A 16905-nucleotide genomic window follows, 5' to 3' on the forward strand; every position below is an offset into this window, starting at 1 on the left:
GGGGGCACCGCAGGAGGGCGGGGGAGCTTCCCGCCCGCCCGGGGCGCAGGCCCGCGATCCGCTCTCGCCGGCCTGCGCCCGCGCGGCGAGCCCCGCTCGTGCGCGTGCCGCCCGCACCGAGCACCTGCCTCACTGTCCCCCGTACCCCCTGTCACCACCTCACCGACGACGATCGCGGGAGCTGAGGAGCCATGACCGACAACGCACCGGGCGGCGAAGTGTCCTACCTGGCCGAGGGGCCGGTGGCCCGGCTCACGCTGGAGCGGCCCAAGTCGGCCAACGCGTTCGACCTGGCCACCGCTCGGGCCTTCGCGGCGGCGGTCCGCGAGGCCGCGGACGAGGACGTCCTCGCCGTCTGTCTCACCGGGCGGGGCGGACGGTTCTGCGCCGGTGGCGATGTGCGTTCCGTCGCACGGGCGCGGGACCGCGGCGCCCACATCCACGAACTAGCGACCTGCCTCGGCGAAGCCCTGCACCGGCTGCGGGAGTTGCCCAAGCCGGTGGTGGCCGCCGTACAGGGGGCCGTCGCCGGTGCGGGGATCGCCGTGATGCTGAGCGCCGACGTGATCGTGGCCGAACGGTCCACCAAGTTCCTGATGGCCTATGCCGCCATGGGGCTCACCCCGGACTGCGGGGCCTCCGTGCTGCTGCCCCGGGCCGTCGGGCAGCAGCGGGCGCTGGAACTCGCCCTCACCGGACGCACCCTCACCGCCTCCGAGGCGCTCTCGTGGGGGCTGGTCACCGAGGTCGTGGACGACGGCGACGGGGCGGCGCGGGCCCTGGAGATCGCCCGGTGTCTCGCCACGCGGCCCCCGTTCGCGCTGGCCGAGGCCAAGCGGCTCGTCCGCGGGTCGTGGGACTCCCCGGCGGAGGTGACACTGGCCGACGAGGCGAGGACGATCGCATCGGCCGTCGTCACCGAGCGGGCGACCGCGCTGATCGACACGTTCACGGGGACGCCTGAGCGGTCGTGACCGGGCGGGGTGGTGCGGGGAGCAGGGAGCCGGGAGCGGGAAGCAGATGTTCGGCGCCGTGGCATGGCTCGGCCACGGCTCGTGGCATGACTCGTGGCATGACTCGTGGCGTGGCTCATGGCGTGGCTCGGCCACAGCTCACCCGGCGATCCGCGGCCCGGCAGGCCGCCGCCCTCCCGTGGTGCGTGACGGACAGGACCGGGCGTAGTGGGTCGGCCGGTCCCGTGCTGATACGTGGTGCGGCACCGGAGCGCCCCCTTCCCCACCCGATCCGGCCCCGGCAACCGCCTGGGAACGCACCGCCCACTGCTAATCCTCGGGCGCGAACGGCGGTGACCAGCGCCATGGGTAGAAGTCCGGCAGGCCGTCGGAGACCCGGTCGGGGAACCGCGGCGCCCGCTTCTCCAGGAACGCGGCGATTCCCTCGCGGACATCGGCGGAGGCGCCCCTGGAAGCGAGGGCCCTGGAGTCCAGCCGGTGCGCCGTCATGGGATGGTCCGCGCCCAGCATCTGCCACAGCAACTGCCGGTTCAGAGCCACCGAGACCGGCGCGGAGGTGTCCGCGATCTGCCGGGCCAGCGACATCGCCGCGCTGCCCAGTGCGTCCGGCGGGTGGACGGCCGTGATCAGGCCCGCGGTGTGCGCCTCGGCAGCGTCGATGAGCCGTCCGGTGCTCACCCACTCCAGCGCCCGGCCGACGCCGACGATGCGGGGCAGGAACCAACTCGACGCGGCCTCCAGGACGATGCCGCGCCGTGCGAAGACAAAGCCGAACGTCGCCTCGGACGAGGCCAGCCGTACATCGGCGGCGAGCATCATCGTGATGCCGGCGCCGATGGCAGGGCCGTTGAAGGCGACGACCACCGGTGTGAGGGACTCGAAGACGCGCAGCGAGATCCGGCCTCCGAGGTCACGGTGACCAGCCGGGTCGGGATAGGCGAAACGGGACCCGCCCGAGGCGAGATCGGCGCCGGCGCAGAAGGCCCGGCCGCTGCCGGTGATCAGTACGGCGCGGACGCCGTCGTCGGCGTCGGCGTCGTCGAGCGCGGCCAGCAGCTCCGCGCCCATCCGCGGGGTGAAGGCGTTGAGCCGCTCGGGGCGATGGAGGGTCAGGAGCAGTACCGGCCCCTGCCGTTCGACCCGCACCTGTGGCTCCCCGTCGTCACCGGGCCCGCTGTCGCGGTGCTCAGCCATGTCGGCCCTCCCGTCCCGTCTCGGTCGGTACGGCCCGGCGGAGCACGGGCGCCGGGCGACCGGAGCGGGCGGCGCGGGCGGTCATCCGCGCGGCCCGTCGGCGGCGCCCCGGCCCGGCGCGGCATCGGGCTCGGGCGGGTCCACGTACAGGTCCAGGGTGGGGTCCGTGCCGCCGCCGTAGCGGGCGAGGTCGGTGACGCCGGCCGCGGCCAGCACCTCCACGTCGAGGAGAGTGCGCCCGGTCAGGGTTCGCGGGGGGTGTGCCAGCACCTCCACCGCGGCGTCCGCCATGATCTCCGGCTGCCGGGCGCGCGCCATCGCCTCCTCGCCGCCAAGCAGGTTGCGGACCACGGCGGTGGCGATCCGGGTCTGCGGCCACAGGCAGTTGGCCGCGATGCCGTCGTCCGCGAATTCGGCCGCCCAGCCCAGAGTGAGCAGGGTCATCGCGTACTTGGAGGCGGTGTAGGCGGGAAAGGGGCCCAGCCATCTCGGTGCGAGGTTCAGGGGCGGCGACAGGGTCAGGATGTGGCCGTGTCCGGAGCGTCGCAGGTGAGGCAGGCACGCCTGGGTCAGCGCGAAGGCGCCCCGGACATTGACCTGGTGCATGAGGTCGAAGCGTTTCATCGGCAGGTCCAGGGTGCCGCTCTTGCTGATGACGCCCGCGTTGTTGATGCACACGTCCACACCGCCGAACCGCTCGACGGCGATGTCCACGGCGCGGGAGACGTCCTGCGCCGACCGGACGTCTCCCGCGACCCCGACGGCGGCACCGCCCGCGGCCTCGATCTCGGCCACGGCGGAACCGATGGTGCCGGGCAGCCGGGGGTCGGGACGTTCGGTCCGGGCGAGGATGACCGCGTTGGCTCCCCGGCGGGCCGCGGCGCGCAGAATCGCCAGGCCGATGCCTCTGCTCCCACCGGACATCACGATGGTGCGCCCACGCAGCGACTGCTGCGGGCGCACCGCCTCGGCACTCTCCGCGACACTTTCCTCGGCGTTCACGAGGCGATGTTATATATATTATATACATTCGTCAAGGTCGTTGGTGGCGGTCTCGCCACCCCGCGCGGCGCCCCGTGGCCGCGTCACAGTGTCCGGGCCAACAGGTCGGCGTGCTCGTCCGCCGTCCCGAAGGCGGTCTCCTGGACCCAGGCCCGCTTGAGATACAGATGGGCGAGCGCCTCCCAGGTGAAGCCCATCCCGCCGTGCACCTGGACACAGGTACGGCCACCCGCGCAGGCGGCGGTGTCGGCGAGCACCTTGGCCGCCGCGACGGCCTCGCACGCGTCGCCGCACCCGGGATCGTCCAGGGTGAGCGCGGCGACGAGCACCGCCGCGCGGGCCAGGTCCACCGCCACCAGCGCGTCGGCCAGCAGATGCTTGACCGCCTGGAAGGAGCCGATCGCCCGCCCGAACTGCACTCGCTCACCGGCGTAGCGCACCGCCAGGTCCAGTGCGCCCCGCGCCACCCCGGTCTGGAGAGCCGCGGTCAGTACGGTCCCCCGGGCCCGGTCGAGCGCGGCGTCCCCGGCCGTGCCGATCCGCTCGCCGGGTCCCCGGCGGCCGGTCACCACGGCCGCCGGGGTGAGCGGGTCCAGCGGGGTGTCCACGGGCATGGTGGTCACCTCGTCCCCCGGGTGCAGATACAGACCGGAGTCGGCCATGACGAGCAGGTGGGTCGCCCGGGGCAGATGCTCCACGACGGCGGCGCCGTCCCGCTCGTCCAGCAGCGCCACCACGCTCTCGCCGGTCATGACGCCGGGCACCCGCCCAGCCGTCAGCAGGACGGGCACCAGCGGACCGGGGACGAGGAAGCGGCCCAGTTCCTCGCACAGGATCACCGCCTCGGTCAGGCCGAGCCCCATGCCGCCCCGGTCCTGCGGCACCGTCACTCCGAACATGCCCAGCTCGCCGAGCCGCTGCCAGAGCGTCAGGCCCAGGGCCGGATCGTCGGCGGCGGCGCGCAGCCGGCCCGGCGGCCACTCGCCCTCCAGCAGGGCGACCAGCCCGTCACGCAGGCCACGCTGATCGGCACTCAGGGTGAGGTCCATCGAGGCTCCTTGGGCAGGCCGAGAGCGCGCTCGGCCAGAATGTTCCGCTGGATCTGCGAGGTGCCCGCCGCGATCGTGAAGGCCAGCGTGGTCAGCCGGTCCTCGGCCGCCCGGGCGTTGTCCCGGCCGGGCAGCGGGCTCAGCGCCAGCGCCGCCCGGCCCAGCACCCGGGCGGCGAGGTCACCGATCCGCTGGCGGTTCTCGGTGAAGCGGAGCTTGAACACCGAGGCGCCCTGCACCGGGATCGTTCCCGCGCTCGCCTCGGAGACGTTCTTGCGGATGAGGGACCACAATCCGATCACCTCGGCGGTCAGCCGCCCCACGTCCCGCCGCAGCCCCGGGTCGTCCCAGAGCGGGCGGCCCCCGGGACCCGGCGCCGTCCGGGCGACCCGGGCGATCTCGGCGAGCAGGTTGCGGGACTCCACGACATCGGCGATGAAGGCCGTGCCCCGTTCGAAGGAGAACGTCACCATCGCCACCCGCCATCCGTCGTTCTCGGCACCGACCAGCTGTCCGGCCGGGACCCGGACGTCGTCCAGGATCAGCTCGGCGAACTCGATGCCGCCCGCGGCGTTGCGCAGGGGTCTGACCTGCACGCCGGGGGTGTCCATCGGAAGGATGAGCCAGCTGATGCCCCGGTGCGGCGCTGCCCCGGGGTCGGTGCGCACCAGCAGTTCGCAGTAGTCGGCGACCTGCGCGTAGGAGGTCCACACCTTGCGGCCGTTGACCACGTACGTGTCGCCGTCCCGGACCGCCGCCGTGCGCAGGGAGGCCAGGTCGGAACCGGCGTCGGGTTCGGAGAATCCCTGGCACCACACCTCCTCGCCACGCAGGATCCGGGGCAGATGACGGGCCCGCTGTGCCTCGGTGCCCTCGACGATCAGGGTGGGCCCCGCGTGCAGCAGGCCGACGAATCCGGCGCCGACCCCGGGCGCCCGCATCCGGGCGCTCTCCTCCAGGAAGATCAGCTGCTCGGTGGGGGACGCGCCGCGGCCACCGTGCGCCGCCGGCCAGTCGACGCCCGCGTACCCGGCATCGAACAGCAGACGCTGCCATGCGGCGTCGTAGGCACGGCGGGCGGCCCAGTCCTCACCCGCGGGCGGGTCGGACAGTGTCGGCAGGGTGGCGGCGAGCCAGGACCGCAGCGATTGACGGAACGCCAGCTCGGCATCGGTGAAGCGCAGATCCATACGGCTCCCTCTTCTGGTCCTCGCCCGGCCCGCGTCCGGTCCCTGTCCGCCCGCCCGGCCTTTTGTCCGGGCCCAGTCCGGGCCCCCCTGTTCGGGCCCTGTCCGGCCCTTGTCCGGCCCTTGTCCGGTCCCGTCAGGCCCGTGCCCGGTTCTTGCCCGGTTATTGCCTGGCTCCTGTCCGGCTTCTTGTTCGGTCCTCTTCGGCCGGCTTCCTCTTCGACCGTCCGCGCGCTACCAGCCGCGGAACACCGGGGGCCGGCGTTCGGCGAAGGACCTGAGGCCTTCCTGCCCGTCGGCGCTGGTCATATTGATCTCGGCGGCCAGCGCCTCATGGGCGAAGGCCGTGGCCCGGTCGCTGTCGAGCGACTGGTTGACCAGCCGCTTGCCGAGGCCGAGGGCGACCGTCGGCCCGGCCGCCAGCCGCCGGGCCCAGTCGTCTGCCGCGTCCGCCAGGCCGGCCGTGGGCACCACCCGGTTCACCAGACCCATCCGGTGCGCCTCCGCCACCGGGAGATCGTCCGCGAAGAAGATCAGTTCCTTCGCCCGCTGCGGTCCGATCAGCCGGGCGAGAAGATACGCCCCCGCCCCGTCGACCACCAGCCCCCTGCGGGTGAACACCTCCACGAATCGCGTCCCCTCGGCCGCGAGCACCAGATCGCAGGCGTAGGCGAGATGGCATCCGATGCCCGCCGCCGTCCCGTTCACCGCGGCGACGACCGGTTTCTCGCAGTCAAGCACGGCGGCGATCAGCCGCTGGGCACCGGTTCCGATGGCGCGCGCGACCGACCCGGCCGGGCGCTCCGGGGCGCCTTCGGGCAGGGGTGGCCGATCGGCCACCGCGCTCAGGTCCGCACCGGTGCAGAAGTGCCGGTCCCCCGCCGCGCTCAACACCACGACCCGGACGGCCTGGTCGGCACTGGCCTCGGCCAGCCGCGCGACGAGGCGCTCTCGCATGGCGGGCGTGAGCGCGTTGCCGGCCCGGGGCCGGTTCAGGGTGAGCCGGGCGATCCCGTCCGCGTCGACGTCCCAGAGGACATCCTCCGTCACAGCCAACCCACCTCCATAATTGTAGACTATATATAGAATCACATCTTGAGGCAGATGGCCTTCTCGCCGACGGTTCCCGTCCCCGGCGCCCCGACTACCATGTCCGGGATCACCCCGACGAGCCCGGAAGCGGACCAGGAGAAGGAGAAGGCGGCGCCGATGGCCGGACACAGCCTCCGTGACGAACGGCGTGAGCGGCGCCGGAAGATGAGCAGGGACCAGATCCTGGACGTCGCCGAGCGGATCTTCGCCCGCGACGGATTCCACGGCGCCGCGCTCCGCGAGATCGCCGAACTGGCCGAGTACTCCGTCGGCTCGGTCTACACCTTCTTCCCCGGCGGCAAGGACGACCTGTACCGGGCGACCTTCCACCGCCGCAGCGCCCTGTTCATGCCGGAGATGCGGGCCGTCCTCGCCACCGGGGCGAGCCCTCGTGAGCAGTTGATCGCCCTGGCCGACTGGCAGGTGGACTTCTTCCGCAGGCATTGTCACTTCGGACGGCTGGTGCTGCGCGGCGGCGCCATCGCGCCGCCGCTGGCCGAACCGACCGGAGACCCGCGCATCACCCGCAACTTCCAGGAGGCCCAGGCGCTCCAGGCGGAACTCTTCACCCGGGGCCAGGCCGCGGGCGAGCTGCGCCCCGGAGCGGCGCCCGTGCTGGCCAGGATGTTCTCCGGCCTGATCGCCGCGTACCAGGCGGCCGAACTCGCCGACCCGCAGGAGACCCAACCGCCCATGAACGCCGGGGAGTTCCACGATCTGCTGGCGCGGGCCTTCTTCACCGAGCACTGAGCCCAACCCCCGTCCGCCACTGGCCCGCCTGGCGCCGCCCTCGCCTCGCCCACGACTCGGGGAGCCGGTCGCACGAGTCTATGTGCGAACTCTTGTCGAGCGCGTTGAACCATAGTTCACTTTGCTGAATTCCAGTTCAACCCATGCTCGGCATCGCTCGCTGGGAGAACTCCTTGAATCCGGAAGACCTGATCCTCGTCAGCGTCGACGACCATGTCGTCGAACCTCCCACCCTCTTCGACGCCCACATCCCCGACAAGTACCGCGACCGGGCGCCGCGGGTCGTCCGCACCGACGACGGTCTGGACATGTGGGTCTTCAACGGCGCACATATCCCCAACATCGGCCTCAACGCGGTCGCGGGCCGCCCCAAGGAGGAGTACGGCGTCGACCCCACCTCGTTCGACGAGGTCCGGCCCGGCTGCTACGACATCCACGAACGCGTCAAGGACATGAGCGCCGGCGGCCTGCTGGCGTCGATGAACTTCCCGTCCTTTCCCGGCTTCAGCGGCCGGATCATCGCCGCGGCCGAGGACAAGGACCTCGCCCTCGCTGTCGTGCGCGCCTACAACGACTGGCACATCGACGAATGGGCCGGCACCTATCCGGGCCGGATCATCCCGATGGCGCTCCCGGTCCTGTGGGACGCCGAGGCGTGCGCCGCGGAAGTGCGCCGGGTGGCCGCGAAGGGCTGTCACTCGATGACCTTCACCGAGAACCCGGCGACGCTGGGCTACCCGAGTTTCCACAGCGACCACTGGGACCCGCTGTGGCGGGCGGCCAGCGACGAGAACGTCGTCCTGTCGATCCATCTCGGCTCGTCCGGAAAGCTCGCGGTGACGGCGGACGACGCACCGATGGACGTGATGATCACGCTCCAGCCGATGAACATCTGCCAGGCCGCGGCCGACCTGCTCTGGTCCCGGGTGATCAAGAAGTTCCCGGGCATCCGGTTCGCCCTGTCGGAAGGTGGCACCGGCTGGATCCCGTACTTTCTCGACCGGGTCGACCGGACGTACGACATGCATCATCTGTGGACCGGACAGGACTTCGGCGGGCGGCTGCCGAGCGAGGTGTTCCGTGACCACTTCCTCACCTGCTTCATCTCCGACCCCATCGGTCTCAAGCTCCGGCACGACATCGGGCTGGACAACATCGCCTGGGAGTGCGACTACCCGCACTCCGACTCGTCCTGGCCGAACGCCCCGGAGGAACTGGCGGCAGCGGCGGCGGGCATCCCGGACGACGAGCTGAACAGGATCACCTACCAGAACGCGCTGCGGTGGTACTCGTTCGACCCGTTCGTGGGCGGACGCACCGAGCGGACGGCGACGGCCGGCGCACTGCGGGCCGAGGTCGCGGGACACGACGTCGCCATCCGGGCCCGCGGCAGGGGCGGCAGCGGTGGCGCGGTCTCGCTGGGCCAGCTCGCCGCGAACTCGACAGCCTGACACCGGCAGGGCCGCGAACCGGCCGGGCGGTGCGGATGACCTGGGCGACGGCGACCGTCCCCACCCGGTTTCTTCTCCTGGACCAGGAACAGAGCATTGCCCGGCCCCGCGCAAAGTGAATATGGTATATAAAATCAGATCTCCCGTGGAGGCTCGATGCCCGAGACAGGCCGCCTGGAGCGCCTGCTGATCGACGGCCGGCTGGTTCCCGCCTCGGACGGCGGCACCTTCGACAACATCAACCCGGCCACGGCCAGGGTCCTGGGCGCCACCGCGGACGGCACCGCCGCCGACCTGGCCGCCGCCGTCGGCGCCGCCCGCACCGCCTTCGACGAAACCTCCTGGAGCGGCGACCCGTTCTTCCGGGCGCACTGTCTGCGCCAGCTCCAGCAGGCCCTCATGAAGAACGCCGAACGGCTGAAGGCCGACCTCGTCGCCGAGATCGGCACCCCCGTCATCCTGACCGCCGGACCGCAGTTCGACACCCCGGTCGAAGGCATCGGCTGGTTCGCCGACCTGGCCGAGGAGTACAGCTGGGAGAACGATCTGGGCGAGGCGATCGGCCCCGACGGAGCGTCCTCACGGCGGTGGACCCGGCGCGAACCGGTCGGGGTCGTCGGCGCCATCACCCCGTGGAACTTCCCCACCCAGATCAATCTGGCCAAGATCGCCCCCGCGCTCGCCGCGGGCTGCACCGTGGTGCTCAAGCCCGCGCCCGACAGTCCCTGGGCCGCCACCTCCCTGGGGCGCATCGCCGCGGAGGAGACCGACATTCCGGCGGGTGTCCTCAATGTCGTCGCCTCCGCCCGGCACGAGACCGGGCGCCGGCTCGTCGAGGACCCCCGGGTCGACATGGTGTCGTTCACCGGATCGACCACCACCGGCCGGGCCGTGATGACCGCCGCGGCCGGCAGCCTGAAGAAGGTCTTCCTCGAACTCGGCGGCAAGTCAGCGCTGGTCGCGCTGGACGACGCCGATCCCGCGACGGCCGCCGTCACCGCCGCCTTCCACATCACCACCCACGCCGGCCAGGGCTGCGCGATCCTCACCCGCCTGCTCGTCCCGCGCGCCCGCTACGACGACTGCCTCGCCGCCCTCGTGGAGACGCTGCGCGGCTGGCCCTGCGGCGACCCCACCGACCCCGGCACCCTCATGGGCCCGCTGATCAGTGAGCACCAGCGCCGACGGGTCCTCGGCTACATCGAGCGGGGTGTGGCCGAGGGGGCCCGGATAGCCCTGGGCGGCGGCATCCCCGAGGCTCTGCCCGGCGGCTGGTTCGTCGAGCCCACGGTCCTCGCCGACGTCGGCGAGCACGACACCGTCGCCCAGGAGGAGATCTTCGGCCCGGTGATCTGCGTGATCCCCTACGACGGCGGCGACGACGAGGCCGTACGGATCGCGAACAACTCGGCGTATGGTCTGTCCGGCGGTGTGCTCAGCGCCTCGCCGGAGCGGGCCAGGGCCGTGGCGAAACGGCTGCGGGTCGGCACGGTCTCCGTCAACGCGGGCAACTACTACGGCTTCGACGTCCCCTTCGGCGGCTACCGGCAGAGCGGCATCGGCCGCGAGAGCGGCGTCGCGGGGTTCGAGGAGTATCTGGAGATCAAGTCCATGGCCGAGAGGATCTGAGGGACATGACGTCTGTGAGCAACGCCGCGCCGGACGCGCTGGCCGGCCGCCGCGTCGTCCTGGTGGGAGCCTCGGCGGGCATCGGCCGTGCCCTGGCCGGCCGGCTGATCGGCGCGGGGGCCCGGGTGGTGGTGGCGGCACGGCGCACCGCCGAGCTGGAGAAGATCACCGCCGAGGCGGGCGGCGGCCATGTCGTCGGGGTCGACGTCCGTGCCGCAGGGGACTGCGAGCGGCTGGCCGGCGAGGCGCGGGAGCACCTCGGCGGCATCGACTTCCTGCTGTCGACGGTGGGCGTGGCGAGCCTGCGCCCCATGGCCGAGACCGGCCTCGACGACTGGCGCTGGGCCCTGGAGACCAACACGCTCGGCTTCCACCAGGTCATCCGGGCCTGTCTTCCCCTGCTCGCCCCGCACGCGCTGGTCGGGGCGCTGTCGTCGGAGGCGGTCGGCCAGGACCGGGCGGCGCTCGGCGCGTACGCCACCAGCAAGGTGGCCCTGGAGCGCCTCCTCCAGTCCTGGCAGTCCGAACACCCGGAGCTGCGGTTCTGCCGTATCCGGGTCGGCCAGACCGCTCCCACCGACTTCGGGCGCGACTTCGACGGCGAGGCACTCGGCAAGGCGTTCCAGGCGTGGGCGGCCCAAGGTCTGCTGGTGGACCGCCACATGTCACCGGACGAGGTGGCGGGGTCGCTGACCGGTCTGCTGTCCGTAGCCGCGGCCTTCCCCGCCATCACCATCGAGGAGCTGACCCTGATGCCGTCCGCGGCGGCGGGCTCCTTCGCCGAGCGCTCCGGTGGCGCCCCGGCCCCCGCGGCACCGAGCGCTTAGGAGCCCCCATGCCAGCATCCATACCAGCACCCACGCCGGAGTACGACCCGTTCGACCGGCTGGTCGCCCACAATCCCTTTCCGGTCTACCGGCGGCTGCGTGACGAGGCGCCGGTGTACCACAACACGAAGCACGGCTTCTGGGCGCTGTCGCGCTACGACGACGTCGTCGCCGCGCATCTGGCGCCCGGGATCTACTCCAGCGCCGAGGGCGTCACCCTGGAGGGGCAGGACCGCGGGCTGCCCTTCCTCATCCTCAAGGACCCGCCCGAGCACACCTACCACCGCAAGGTGGCCATGCGGATGTTCACGCCCCGCCGGGTGAACAGGCTGGAGGCGTTCGTCCGCGAGACCGCCGTCCGGCTGCTGGACAACGTGGCCGGCCGGGACTCCTTCGACGTGGTGGGCGCGTTCGCCATCCGGCTGCCCCTGGATGTCATCAGCGAACTCATCGGGATTCCGCCGGAGCTGCGCGAGCAGGTGCACCGGCTCAGCGACCGGATCGCGCACCGCGACGCGGACGGCACGGTCTCCGAGGACGCCGTCAACGCGCACATCGAGCTGATCGCCCTCCTCACGGAGCTGGTCGCCGCGCGCCGCCGCGACCCCGGCGACGATGTCATGTCGCTGCTGATGACCACCGGGGTCGAGGAACCCGACGGCAGCACCCGGATGCTCGGCGACGAGGAGCTGGCGCTGCGGTTCATGGAACTGGCCTTCGCCGGGCACGAGACGGTGGCCAGGCTCATCCCCAACGGTGTGGTGGCGCTGCACTGGTACCCGGACCAGCGCCGCGAGCTGGTCGCGGATCCCGGGCTGATCCCGGGCGCGGTGGAGGAGATACTCCGCTGGGATCCCCCGTCGCACTTCCAGGGCCGCTGGACGACACAGGACGTGCACCTCCATGGAACGGTCATCCCCAAGGACTCCCGGGTCATCCTGCTGACCGGCTCCGCCGGGCACGACGAGCGCAAGTATCCCGACCCCGAGGTGTTCGACATCCACCGGGACATCGACCGGCATGTGGCGTTCGGCTTCGGCCGCCATCTGTGCCTGGGCGCCCCGCTGGCGCGGCTTGAGGTCCGGGTGGCGTTCGAGGAACTCCTCAGACGCTACCCGGACTTCGACATCGACGAGTCGGGCATCACCCGGATGTACAACAGCAATGTCCGCGGCCTGTCCGGCCTGCCCCTGGTCGTGACCGGCCCCGGGAAGCGGTGACCGATGCCCGCATACGAGACCCTGCGCTACGAGGAGCGGGGCGCGGTGGCGTGGATCACGCTGGACCGGCCGCAGGTGCTGCATGCCTTCGACCCGGTCATGATGCGCGAGATCCACGCGTGCTGGCGCGCGCTCCGGGACAACGACGAGGTCAACGCCGTGGTGCTGACGGCCACCGGGGAGCGGGCGTTCTGCACCGGCCTCGACCGGGACGCCGCGGCCGTCGGTGCCGCGGACCGGCCCCGCGATGTGGGGCAGCGCGGTGCCACCCCGCTGCATCTGGACGACCCCGGGGACTGGTTGCCGCCGAAGACCGCGGGCGGGCTGTGGAAGCCCGTGATCGCCGCGGTCAACGGCATGGCCTGCGGCGGCGCCTTCTATCTGCTGGGTGAGGCCGACATCGTCGTCGCGGCGGACCACGCCACGTTCTTCGACCCGCACACCACCTACGGGATGGCGGCGGTGTTCGAGCCGATGATGCTGCTCCAGCGCATGCCGATAGGGGAGGTTCTGCGCCTCGCCCTGATGGGGGCGCACGAGCGGATGACGGCGGCCCGGGCCCATGAGGTCGGGCTGGTCCAGGAGGTCGTCCCGGCGGCCGAGCTGAGCGCGGCGGCGTCCCGGGTCGCCGAGGCCATCGCCTCGCAGCCGGCGCGGGCCGTCCAGGCGACGGTCCGTGCCGTCTGGTACGCCCAGGAGATGGGCTACCGCCAGGCCCTCGACGTGGGCAAGACGCTGGTGCAGCTCGGGTCCGACGAGAAGGATCTCGCGGCCGGTCAGGCGCTGTTCGCGTCCGGCCGGCGCATCCCCTGGCGGGCGCGCTGAGCGGCGGCGCGCCCGGGTGCGTCCCACCGGTCGCCGGCCGGCCCGGCCCACCGACTGCCGACTGCCGGTCGCAGATGGCCCGTTGCCCGCCGAACGCGGGCCGCGCATGCTCCGCCGGGGCACCGCGGCCCGGCGGAGCCGGTTCCGGCCGGCCCCTCAGCTTCCAAGGTAGGCGGCGCGCACCACCGCGTTGTCCCGGATCTCCTCGGGGCGGCCGTCGGCGATGACCTTGCCGAGGTCCAGGACGACGACCCGTTCGCTGAGGTCCATCACGAACTGCACGTCGTGCTCCACCAGCAGGACGGTGGTGTCGAGGGAGCGCAGCACCTCGGCGAAGAGGGCCGTCTGGTCGGCGTCCAGACCGGAGGTGGGCTCGTCGAGCAACAGCAGCACCGGATCGTCGACGATGGCACGGGCCAGCTCGACCAATCGGCGGTGACCGATCGTCAGATCGGCCGCGTAGGCGTCCGCGAGGGCGGCGATACCGCACCGGCTCAGAGCGTCGTCGGCGCGGACGCGGCGCTCCCGTGCAAGCCGCCGCCGGGCGGGCGAGGCCAGCAGGTCGGCGGCGAGGCCGCCGCCCCCGCCGTGCCATTCGAGCGCCGTGAGCACGTTGTCGCGCACGCTGAGGCGGCCGAACACCTGCGGCTGCTGGAAGGTCCGCCGCACACCGAGGCGCGATCTGCGCAGGGCGCCGGCTCCGGTCACCTCCGTCCCGTTCAGGCGGACGGTGCCGGAGGTGGGCCGGCACAGTCCGCTCACCACGTCGAAGAGGGTGGTCTTGCCGGCGCCGTTGGGGCCGATGACCCCGCAGACGGTTCCTTTGCCGACGGTGAGCCGGACGTCCGTGAGGGCGTGCACGCCGCCGAACCGGACGCTGACATCCTCAATGCTGATCACCGGTCAGCTCTCCTCCCGTGAGTCCCAGATAGGCCATGGCCAGCCGGTCGTCGTCCACCTCGGACCGGGGACCGGTCCAGCTGATCCGGCCGAGCCGCATGAAGGCGACGGTGTCGGCGACGGAGAGCACCTCGGTGGCCTTCTCCTCCACGATCACGAGCGCGACGCCCTGATCCCGGAGTTCCCCGAACAGTTCAAACACCTGCTCGACCACCAAGGGGGCGAGCCCGAGCGACGGTTCGTCCGCGATGAGCACGCGCGGCGGCCGGACGAGTGCGGGCGCCAGTGCCAGGATCTGCTGCTCGCCGCCGGACAGCGCGCCCGCGGCGACGGTGCGCCGCTCGCCCAGCCGGGGCAGCCGTTCGTACACCTGCTCGCGGTCGGCGGCGCTCGGCAGGCAGAGCGCGAGGTTCTCCTCGACGGTGAGGGCGGGGAAGACCCCACGGCCCTCGGGCGCGAGGAACACCCCGGCGCGGGCGCGCCGGTGCGCGGGCCAGGCGGTGATGTCCTGTCCGTCCAGCAGCACCCGTCCGGCGAACGGCCGCAGCGAGCCCGCCGCGGCGGCGCACAGCGTCGACTTCCCGGCGCCGTTCGCCCCGAGGAGCGCGACGACCGAGCCCGCGGGCACCTCCAGGCCGACACCGCGCAGTACGGTCGTGTCGCCGTAGCCCGCCCCGATCGCCTCCAGGCGGAGCAGCGGCGCCGGGCCGTCCGGCCGGGCCGGCTGCCGGGGCCGGTCCGTGGCCTGTGCCGTGCCGTGTCCCTCGTCGGTTCTGCGGCGCCGGTGCCGGCGCTCGGCGAACTGGGCGAGCATCCCGTCGGGGTGCTGGGCCAGCAGGATGCCGCCGAGCCCGAAGAGGATCGACCCCAGGTGCGGAGACTCGGTGAACACGGCGAGGAGTTCGGGGAAGAGGACGACCGTGAGGCCCGCGAGGACCGCGCCGCCGATGCGGCGGACCCCCTGGAGCACCACGACCGCCAGCCAGACGAATCCGGTCATGGCCGGGAGGTCGGTCACGGTGATCTGTCCCCGTACCGTGCCGTACAGGACGCCGCCGATCCCGGCGATGCCGGACGACAGGGCGAACAGGGTGAGCTTGGCGCGGGTGGCCGAGATCCCTGCCGACAGCGCGGCGATGGGCGCCGACCGGACCGCCAGGATGGCCCGGCCGGAACTGGAGAGTTCCAGATTGCGCACCAGGAGCATGACCAGGCCGATGAGCGTGAGCAGCAGCACGATCTGGAGTGCGGGGTCGCCGGTGTCGGCGAAGCCGAGCGAGAGCGCTGGCAGGTCCCAGCCGTTGCTGCCGTTGCGGAACGAGTCGATCTGGAAGAGCACCTGGTCGGCGAGGAGCGCCAGGGCGAAGGTCGCCAGCGCGAGGATTCTGCCGCCGAGCCTCAGCGCGGGCAGGGCGACCAGCAGTCCGGCGGCGATGGAGGCGAGGACACCGAGCAGGATGGCGACGGCGTAGGGCATGCCGCTGTGGAAGGCGTAGCCGACGGTGATCGCGGCGAGCGCGGCGAACGACGCCTGGGCCAGGTTGATCATGCCGCCGATGCCGGTGACGACGACGAACGAGCAGAAGATCAGGCCGAGGACCAGTCCCTGGGCGACCAGGCCCGTCCAGTACCGGTCGCCCAGGGTGAACGTCCAGATCAGCAGGCCGATCACACCGATGGCCCAGGGCAGCGCGCGACGCGCCCGGGGTACGCCGGCGAGGTGGTCGGGCGGCGGGGTGTCCTCGGCGATGGAGCCGGCGACGCGCGCGCGGGACCGGTTGCACACCAGCAGGCCGGCGAAGAGCAGCAGGGCCGGTACGGCGCTGCGCAGTCCGGTGATCCCGTCGGCGAAGTCGGCGTACCCGGCGACGAGGTTCTGCACCACGCCCAGACCCAGACCGGCGGCGAAGGTCACCGGGATCGACCGAAGGCGCCCGAACACCGCGGCGGTGGCCGAGGCGAAGAGCAGCAGGGTGAAGGCCGCGGAGTCGACACCGAGGGCGGGGATGGCGAGGACCCCGGCGAGGGCCGCGAGGGACGAGCTGAGCATCCATGCCTGGGCCGAGGCGGCGTCGGCGTCGACGCCGCGCAGCGTCGCCAGGGTCCGCCGGTCCACGGTCGCCCGCATCCGCAGGCCGAGCGACGTGTGCCGCATCACCAGCCAGAGGGCGAGGGCCGCGAGGACGGCGAACGCGAACGTGGTGACCTGGTCGGAGTCGAGGGTGAGCCAGGAGAAGGGATGCCAGGTGTCGACCGGGCTGGGGCCGATGCCGCGGGCACTCATGCCCTCGGTCATGGTGGGCACGTCGGCGCCGGCCGAGATCAGCAGGTCGACCACCCACATGCCCAGGGCGGGCAGCGCGATGCTCAGGCCGATGGTCGCGACGATCTGCGCGGTCTCCCCCGAGGTGGCGAGTCCTTTGAACATGATCCGGTGCAGCGCGTAGCCCAGCAGGGGGGCCACCAGGCCGATCGTCACCACCGCGGCGAGCCAGACCGGCCAGCCGGCGGCGGTGAGCTGGAAGAAGAGCAGAGCGCTCAGGAATCCGACGGCGCCGTGGGCGAAGTTCAGTACTCCGGTCGCCGCGTAGGAGAGGGTGAGGCCGGACGCCATCACCGCGAAGACCGCACCGGTCACCAGACCGCTGACCACATAGCCGACAAGTTCCGTCATGCCGTGCCTCCGAGGGCTTCAGACCCGTCGGGCCGGGCGGGCCGACGGGAGGGGGGGGGGACGTGGTGTGTCAAGGGAGGGGGTGTGCCATTACGTTCTCGCCCGGCCCCCCCAGGAGGCGGGGGCCGCAG

At 72.4% G+C, this 16905-nt stretch carries 14 protein-coding genes; 7 read left to right on the forward strand and 7 right to left on the reverse strand.

Translation table 11 applies throughout. The features are described from left to right. The first annotated feature begins 191 nt into the window (after positions 1–191). A complete protein-coding gene (locus tag ACFRFC_RS21275) occupies positions 192–974 on the forward strand; it encodes an enoyl-CoA hydratase/isomerase family protein (protein WP_382678776.1) in 783 nt (260 codons plus the stop codon). 309 nt (positions 975–1283) lie between these two features. On the opposite strand, the gene ACFRFC_RS21280 is transcribed toward ACFRFC_RS21275, so the two are convergent. The 5 genes from ACFRFC_RS21280 to ACFRFC_RS21300 form a co-directional block, all read right to left on the reverse strand. Continuing rightward, positions 1284–2168, reverse strand: coding sequence for an enoyl-CoA hydratase-related protein (locus ACFRFC_RS21280; RefSeq protein ID WP_382678773.1), 885 nt, complete (start codon positions 2166–2168; stop codon positions 1284–1286). Positions 2169–2249: 81 nt separating this feature from the next. Continuing rightward, positions 2250–3170 (reverse strand): SDR family oxidoreductase, encoded by a 921-nt coding sequence (locus tag ACFRFC_RS21285; protein ID WP_382678770.1) that lies wholly within the window; start codon positions 3168–3170, stop codon positions 2250–2252. An 83-nt stretch (positions 3171–3253) separates the two neighbouring features. Then, entirely contained in the window at positions 3254–4219 is a 966-nt protein-coding gene (locus ACFRFC_RS21290) for an acyl-CoA dehydrogenase family protein (RefSeq protein WP_382678767.1), read from the reverse strand. After that, positions 4204–5409: an acyl-CoA dehydrogenase family protein gene (locus ACFRFC_RS21295; RefSeq protein ID WP_382678764.1), complete on the reverse strand. Its 1206-nt coding sequence runs from the start codon at positions 5407–5409 to the stop codon at positions 4204–4206. The genes ACFRFC_RS21290 and ACFRFC_RS21295 overlap by 16 nt, the downstream gene beginning before the upstream one ends. A gap of 231 nt (positions 5410–5640) precedes the next feature. Beyond that, complete coding sequence (locus tag ACFRFC_RS21300) at positions 5641–6456, reverse strand: enoyl-CoA hydratase/isomerase family protein (RefSeq protein ID WP_382678761.1); 816 nt, start codon at positions 6454–6456, stop codon at positions 5641–5643. 54 nt (positions 6457–6510) lie between these two features. Between ACFRFC_RS21300 and ACFRFC_RS21305 the strand changes: the two genes are divergently transcribed. The 6 genes from ACFRFC_RS21305 to ACFRFC_RS21330 all read left to right on the forward strand — a co-directional run bounded on the left by ACFRFC_RS21305 (position 6511) and on the right by ACFRFC_RS21330 (position 13200). After that, positions 6511–7248, forward strand: coding sequence for a TetR/AcrR family transcriptional regulator (locus tag ACFRFC_RS21305; RefSeq protein ID WP_382680147.1), 738 nt, complete (start codon positions 6511–6513; stop codon positions 7246–7248). Positions 7249–7391: 143 nt separating this feature from the next. Further along, positions 7392–8699 (forward strand): amidohydrolase family protein, encoded by a 1308-nt coding sequence (locus ACFRFC_RS21310; RefSeq protein ID WP_382678758.1) that lies wholly within the window; start codon positions 7392–7394, stop codon positions 8697–8699. A gap of 156 nt (positions 8700–8855) precedes the next feature. Continuing rightward, positions 8856–10328 (forward strand): aldehyde dehydrogenase family protein, encoded by a 1473-nt coding sequence (locus ACFRFC_RS21315; protein ID WP_382678755.1) that lies wholly within the window; start codon positions 8856–8858, stop codon positions 10326–10328. Between the two features lie 5 nt (positions 10329–10333). Continuing rightward, positions 10334–11155 (forward strand): SDR family oxidoreductase, encoded by an 822-nt coding sequence (locus ACFRFC_RS21320; RefSeq protein ID WP_382678753.1) that lies wholly within the window; start codon positions 10334–10336, stop codon positions 11153–11155. A gap of 8 nt (positions 11156–11163) precedes the next feature. Continuing rightward, positions 11164–12375 carry a cytochrome P450 gene (locus tag ACFRFC_RS21325; RefSeq protein WP_382678750.1) on the forward strand — a complete coding sequence of 404 codons (1212 nt, stop codon included), beginning with the start codon at positions 11164–11166 and terminating at the stop codon, positions 12373–12375. Positions 12376–12378: 3 nt separating this feature from the next. After that, the gene (locus tag ACFRFC_RS21330; RefSeq protein ID WP_382678747.1) at positions 12379–13200 is read left to right on the forward strand and encodes an enoyl-CoA hydratase/isomerase family protein; all 822 of its coding nucleotides are present in this window, start codon (positions 12379–12381) and stop codon (positions 13198–13200) included. Positions 13201–13356: 156 nt separating this feature from the next. Here ACFRFC_RS21330 and ACFRFC_RS21335 read toward each other — a convergent pair whose 3' ends face one another. After that, complete coding sequence (locus ACFRFC_RS21335; protein ID WP_382678744.1) at positions 13357–14100, reverse strand: ABC transporter ATP-binding protein; 744 nt, start codon at positions 14098–14100, stop codon at positions 13357–13359. Beyond that, a complete protein-coding gene (locus ACFRFC_RS21340; protein WP_382678741.1) occupies positions 14087–16774 on the reverse strand; it encodes an ATP-binding cassette domain-containing protein in 2688 nt (895 codons plus the stop codon). The genes ACFRFC_RS21335 and ACFRFC_RS21340 overlap by 14 nt, the downstream gene beginning before the upstream one ends. Positions 16775–16905 lie beyond the last annotated feature (131 nt).

This window comes from Streptomyces sp. NPDC056734, from assembly GCF_042790455.1.
GTDB lineage: Bacteria > Actinomycetota > Actinomycetes > Streptomycetales > Streptomycetaceae > Streptomyces.

Excerpts from the sequence above, each read along its gene's own strand:
- ACFRFC_RS21340 (WP_382678741.1), bottom strand. The coding sequence starts at position 16,774 with ATGACGGAACTTGTCGGCTATGTGGTCAGCGGTCTGGTGACCGGTGCG.
- ACFRFC_RS21320 (WP_382678753.1), top strand. The coding sequence starts at position 10,334 with ATGACGTCTGTGAGCAACGCCGCGCCGGACGCGCTGGCCGGCCGCCGC.
- ACFRFC_RS21290 (WP_382678767.1), bottom strand. The coding sequence starts at position 4,219 with ATGGACCTCACCCTGAGTGCCGATCAGCGTGGCCTGCGTGACGGGCTG.
- ACFRFC_RS21275 (WP_382678776.1), top strand. The coding sequence starts at position 192 with ATGACCGACAACGCACCGGGCGGCGAAGTGTCCTACCTGGCCGAGGGG.
- ACFRFC_RS21330 (WP_382678747.1), top strand. The coding sequence starts at position 12,379 with ATGCCCGCATACGAGACCCTGCGCTACGAGGAGCGGGGCGCGGTGGCG.
- ACFRFC_RS21305 (WP_382680147.1), top strand. The coding sequence starts at position 6,511 with ATGGCCTTCTCGCCGACGGTTCCCGTCCCCGGCGCCCCGACTACCATG.
- ACFRFC_RS21315 (WP_382678755.1), top strand. The coding sequence starts at position 8,856 with ATGCCCGAGACAGGCCGCCTGGAGCGCCTGCTGATCGACGGCCGGCTG.
- ACFRFC_RS21310 (WP_382678758.1), top strand. The coding sequence starts at position 7,392 with ATGCTCGGCATCGCTCGCTGGGAGAACTCCTTGAATCCGGAAGACCTG.
- ACFRFC_RS21295 (WP_382678764.1), bottom strand. The coding sequence starts at position 5,409 with ATGGATCTGCGCTTCACCGATGCCGAGCTGGCGTTCCGTCAATCGCTG.
- ACFRFC_RS21280 (WP_382678773.1), bottom strand. The coding sequence starts at position 2,168 with ATGGCTGAGCACCGCGACAGCGGGCCCGGTGACGACGGGGAGCCACAG.
- ACFRFC_RS21325 (WP_382678750.1), top strand. The coding sequence starts at position 11,164 with ATGCCAGCATCCATACCAGCACCCACGCCGGAGTACGACCCGTTCGAC.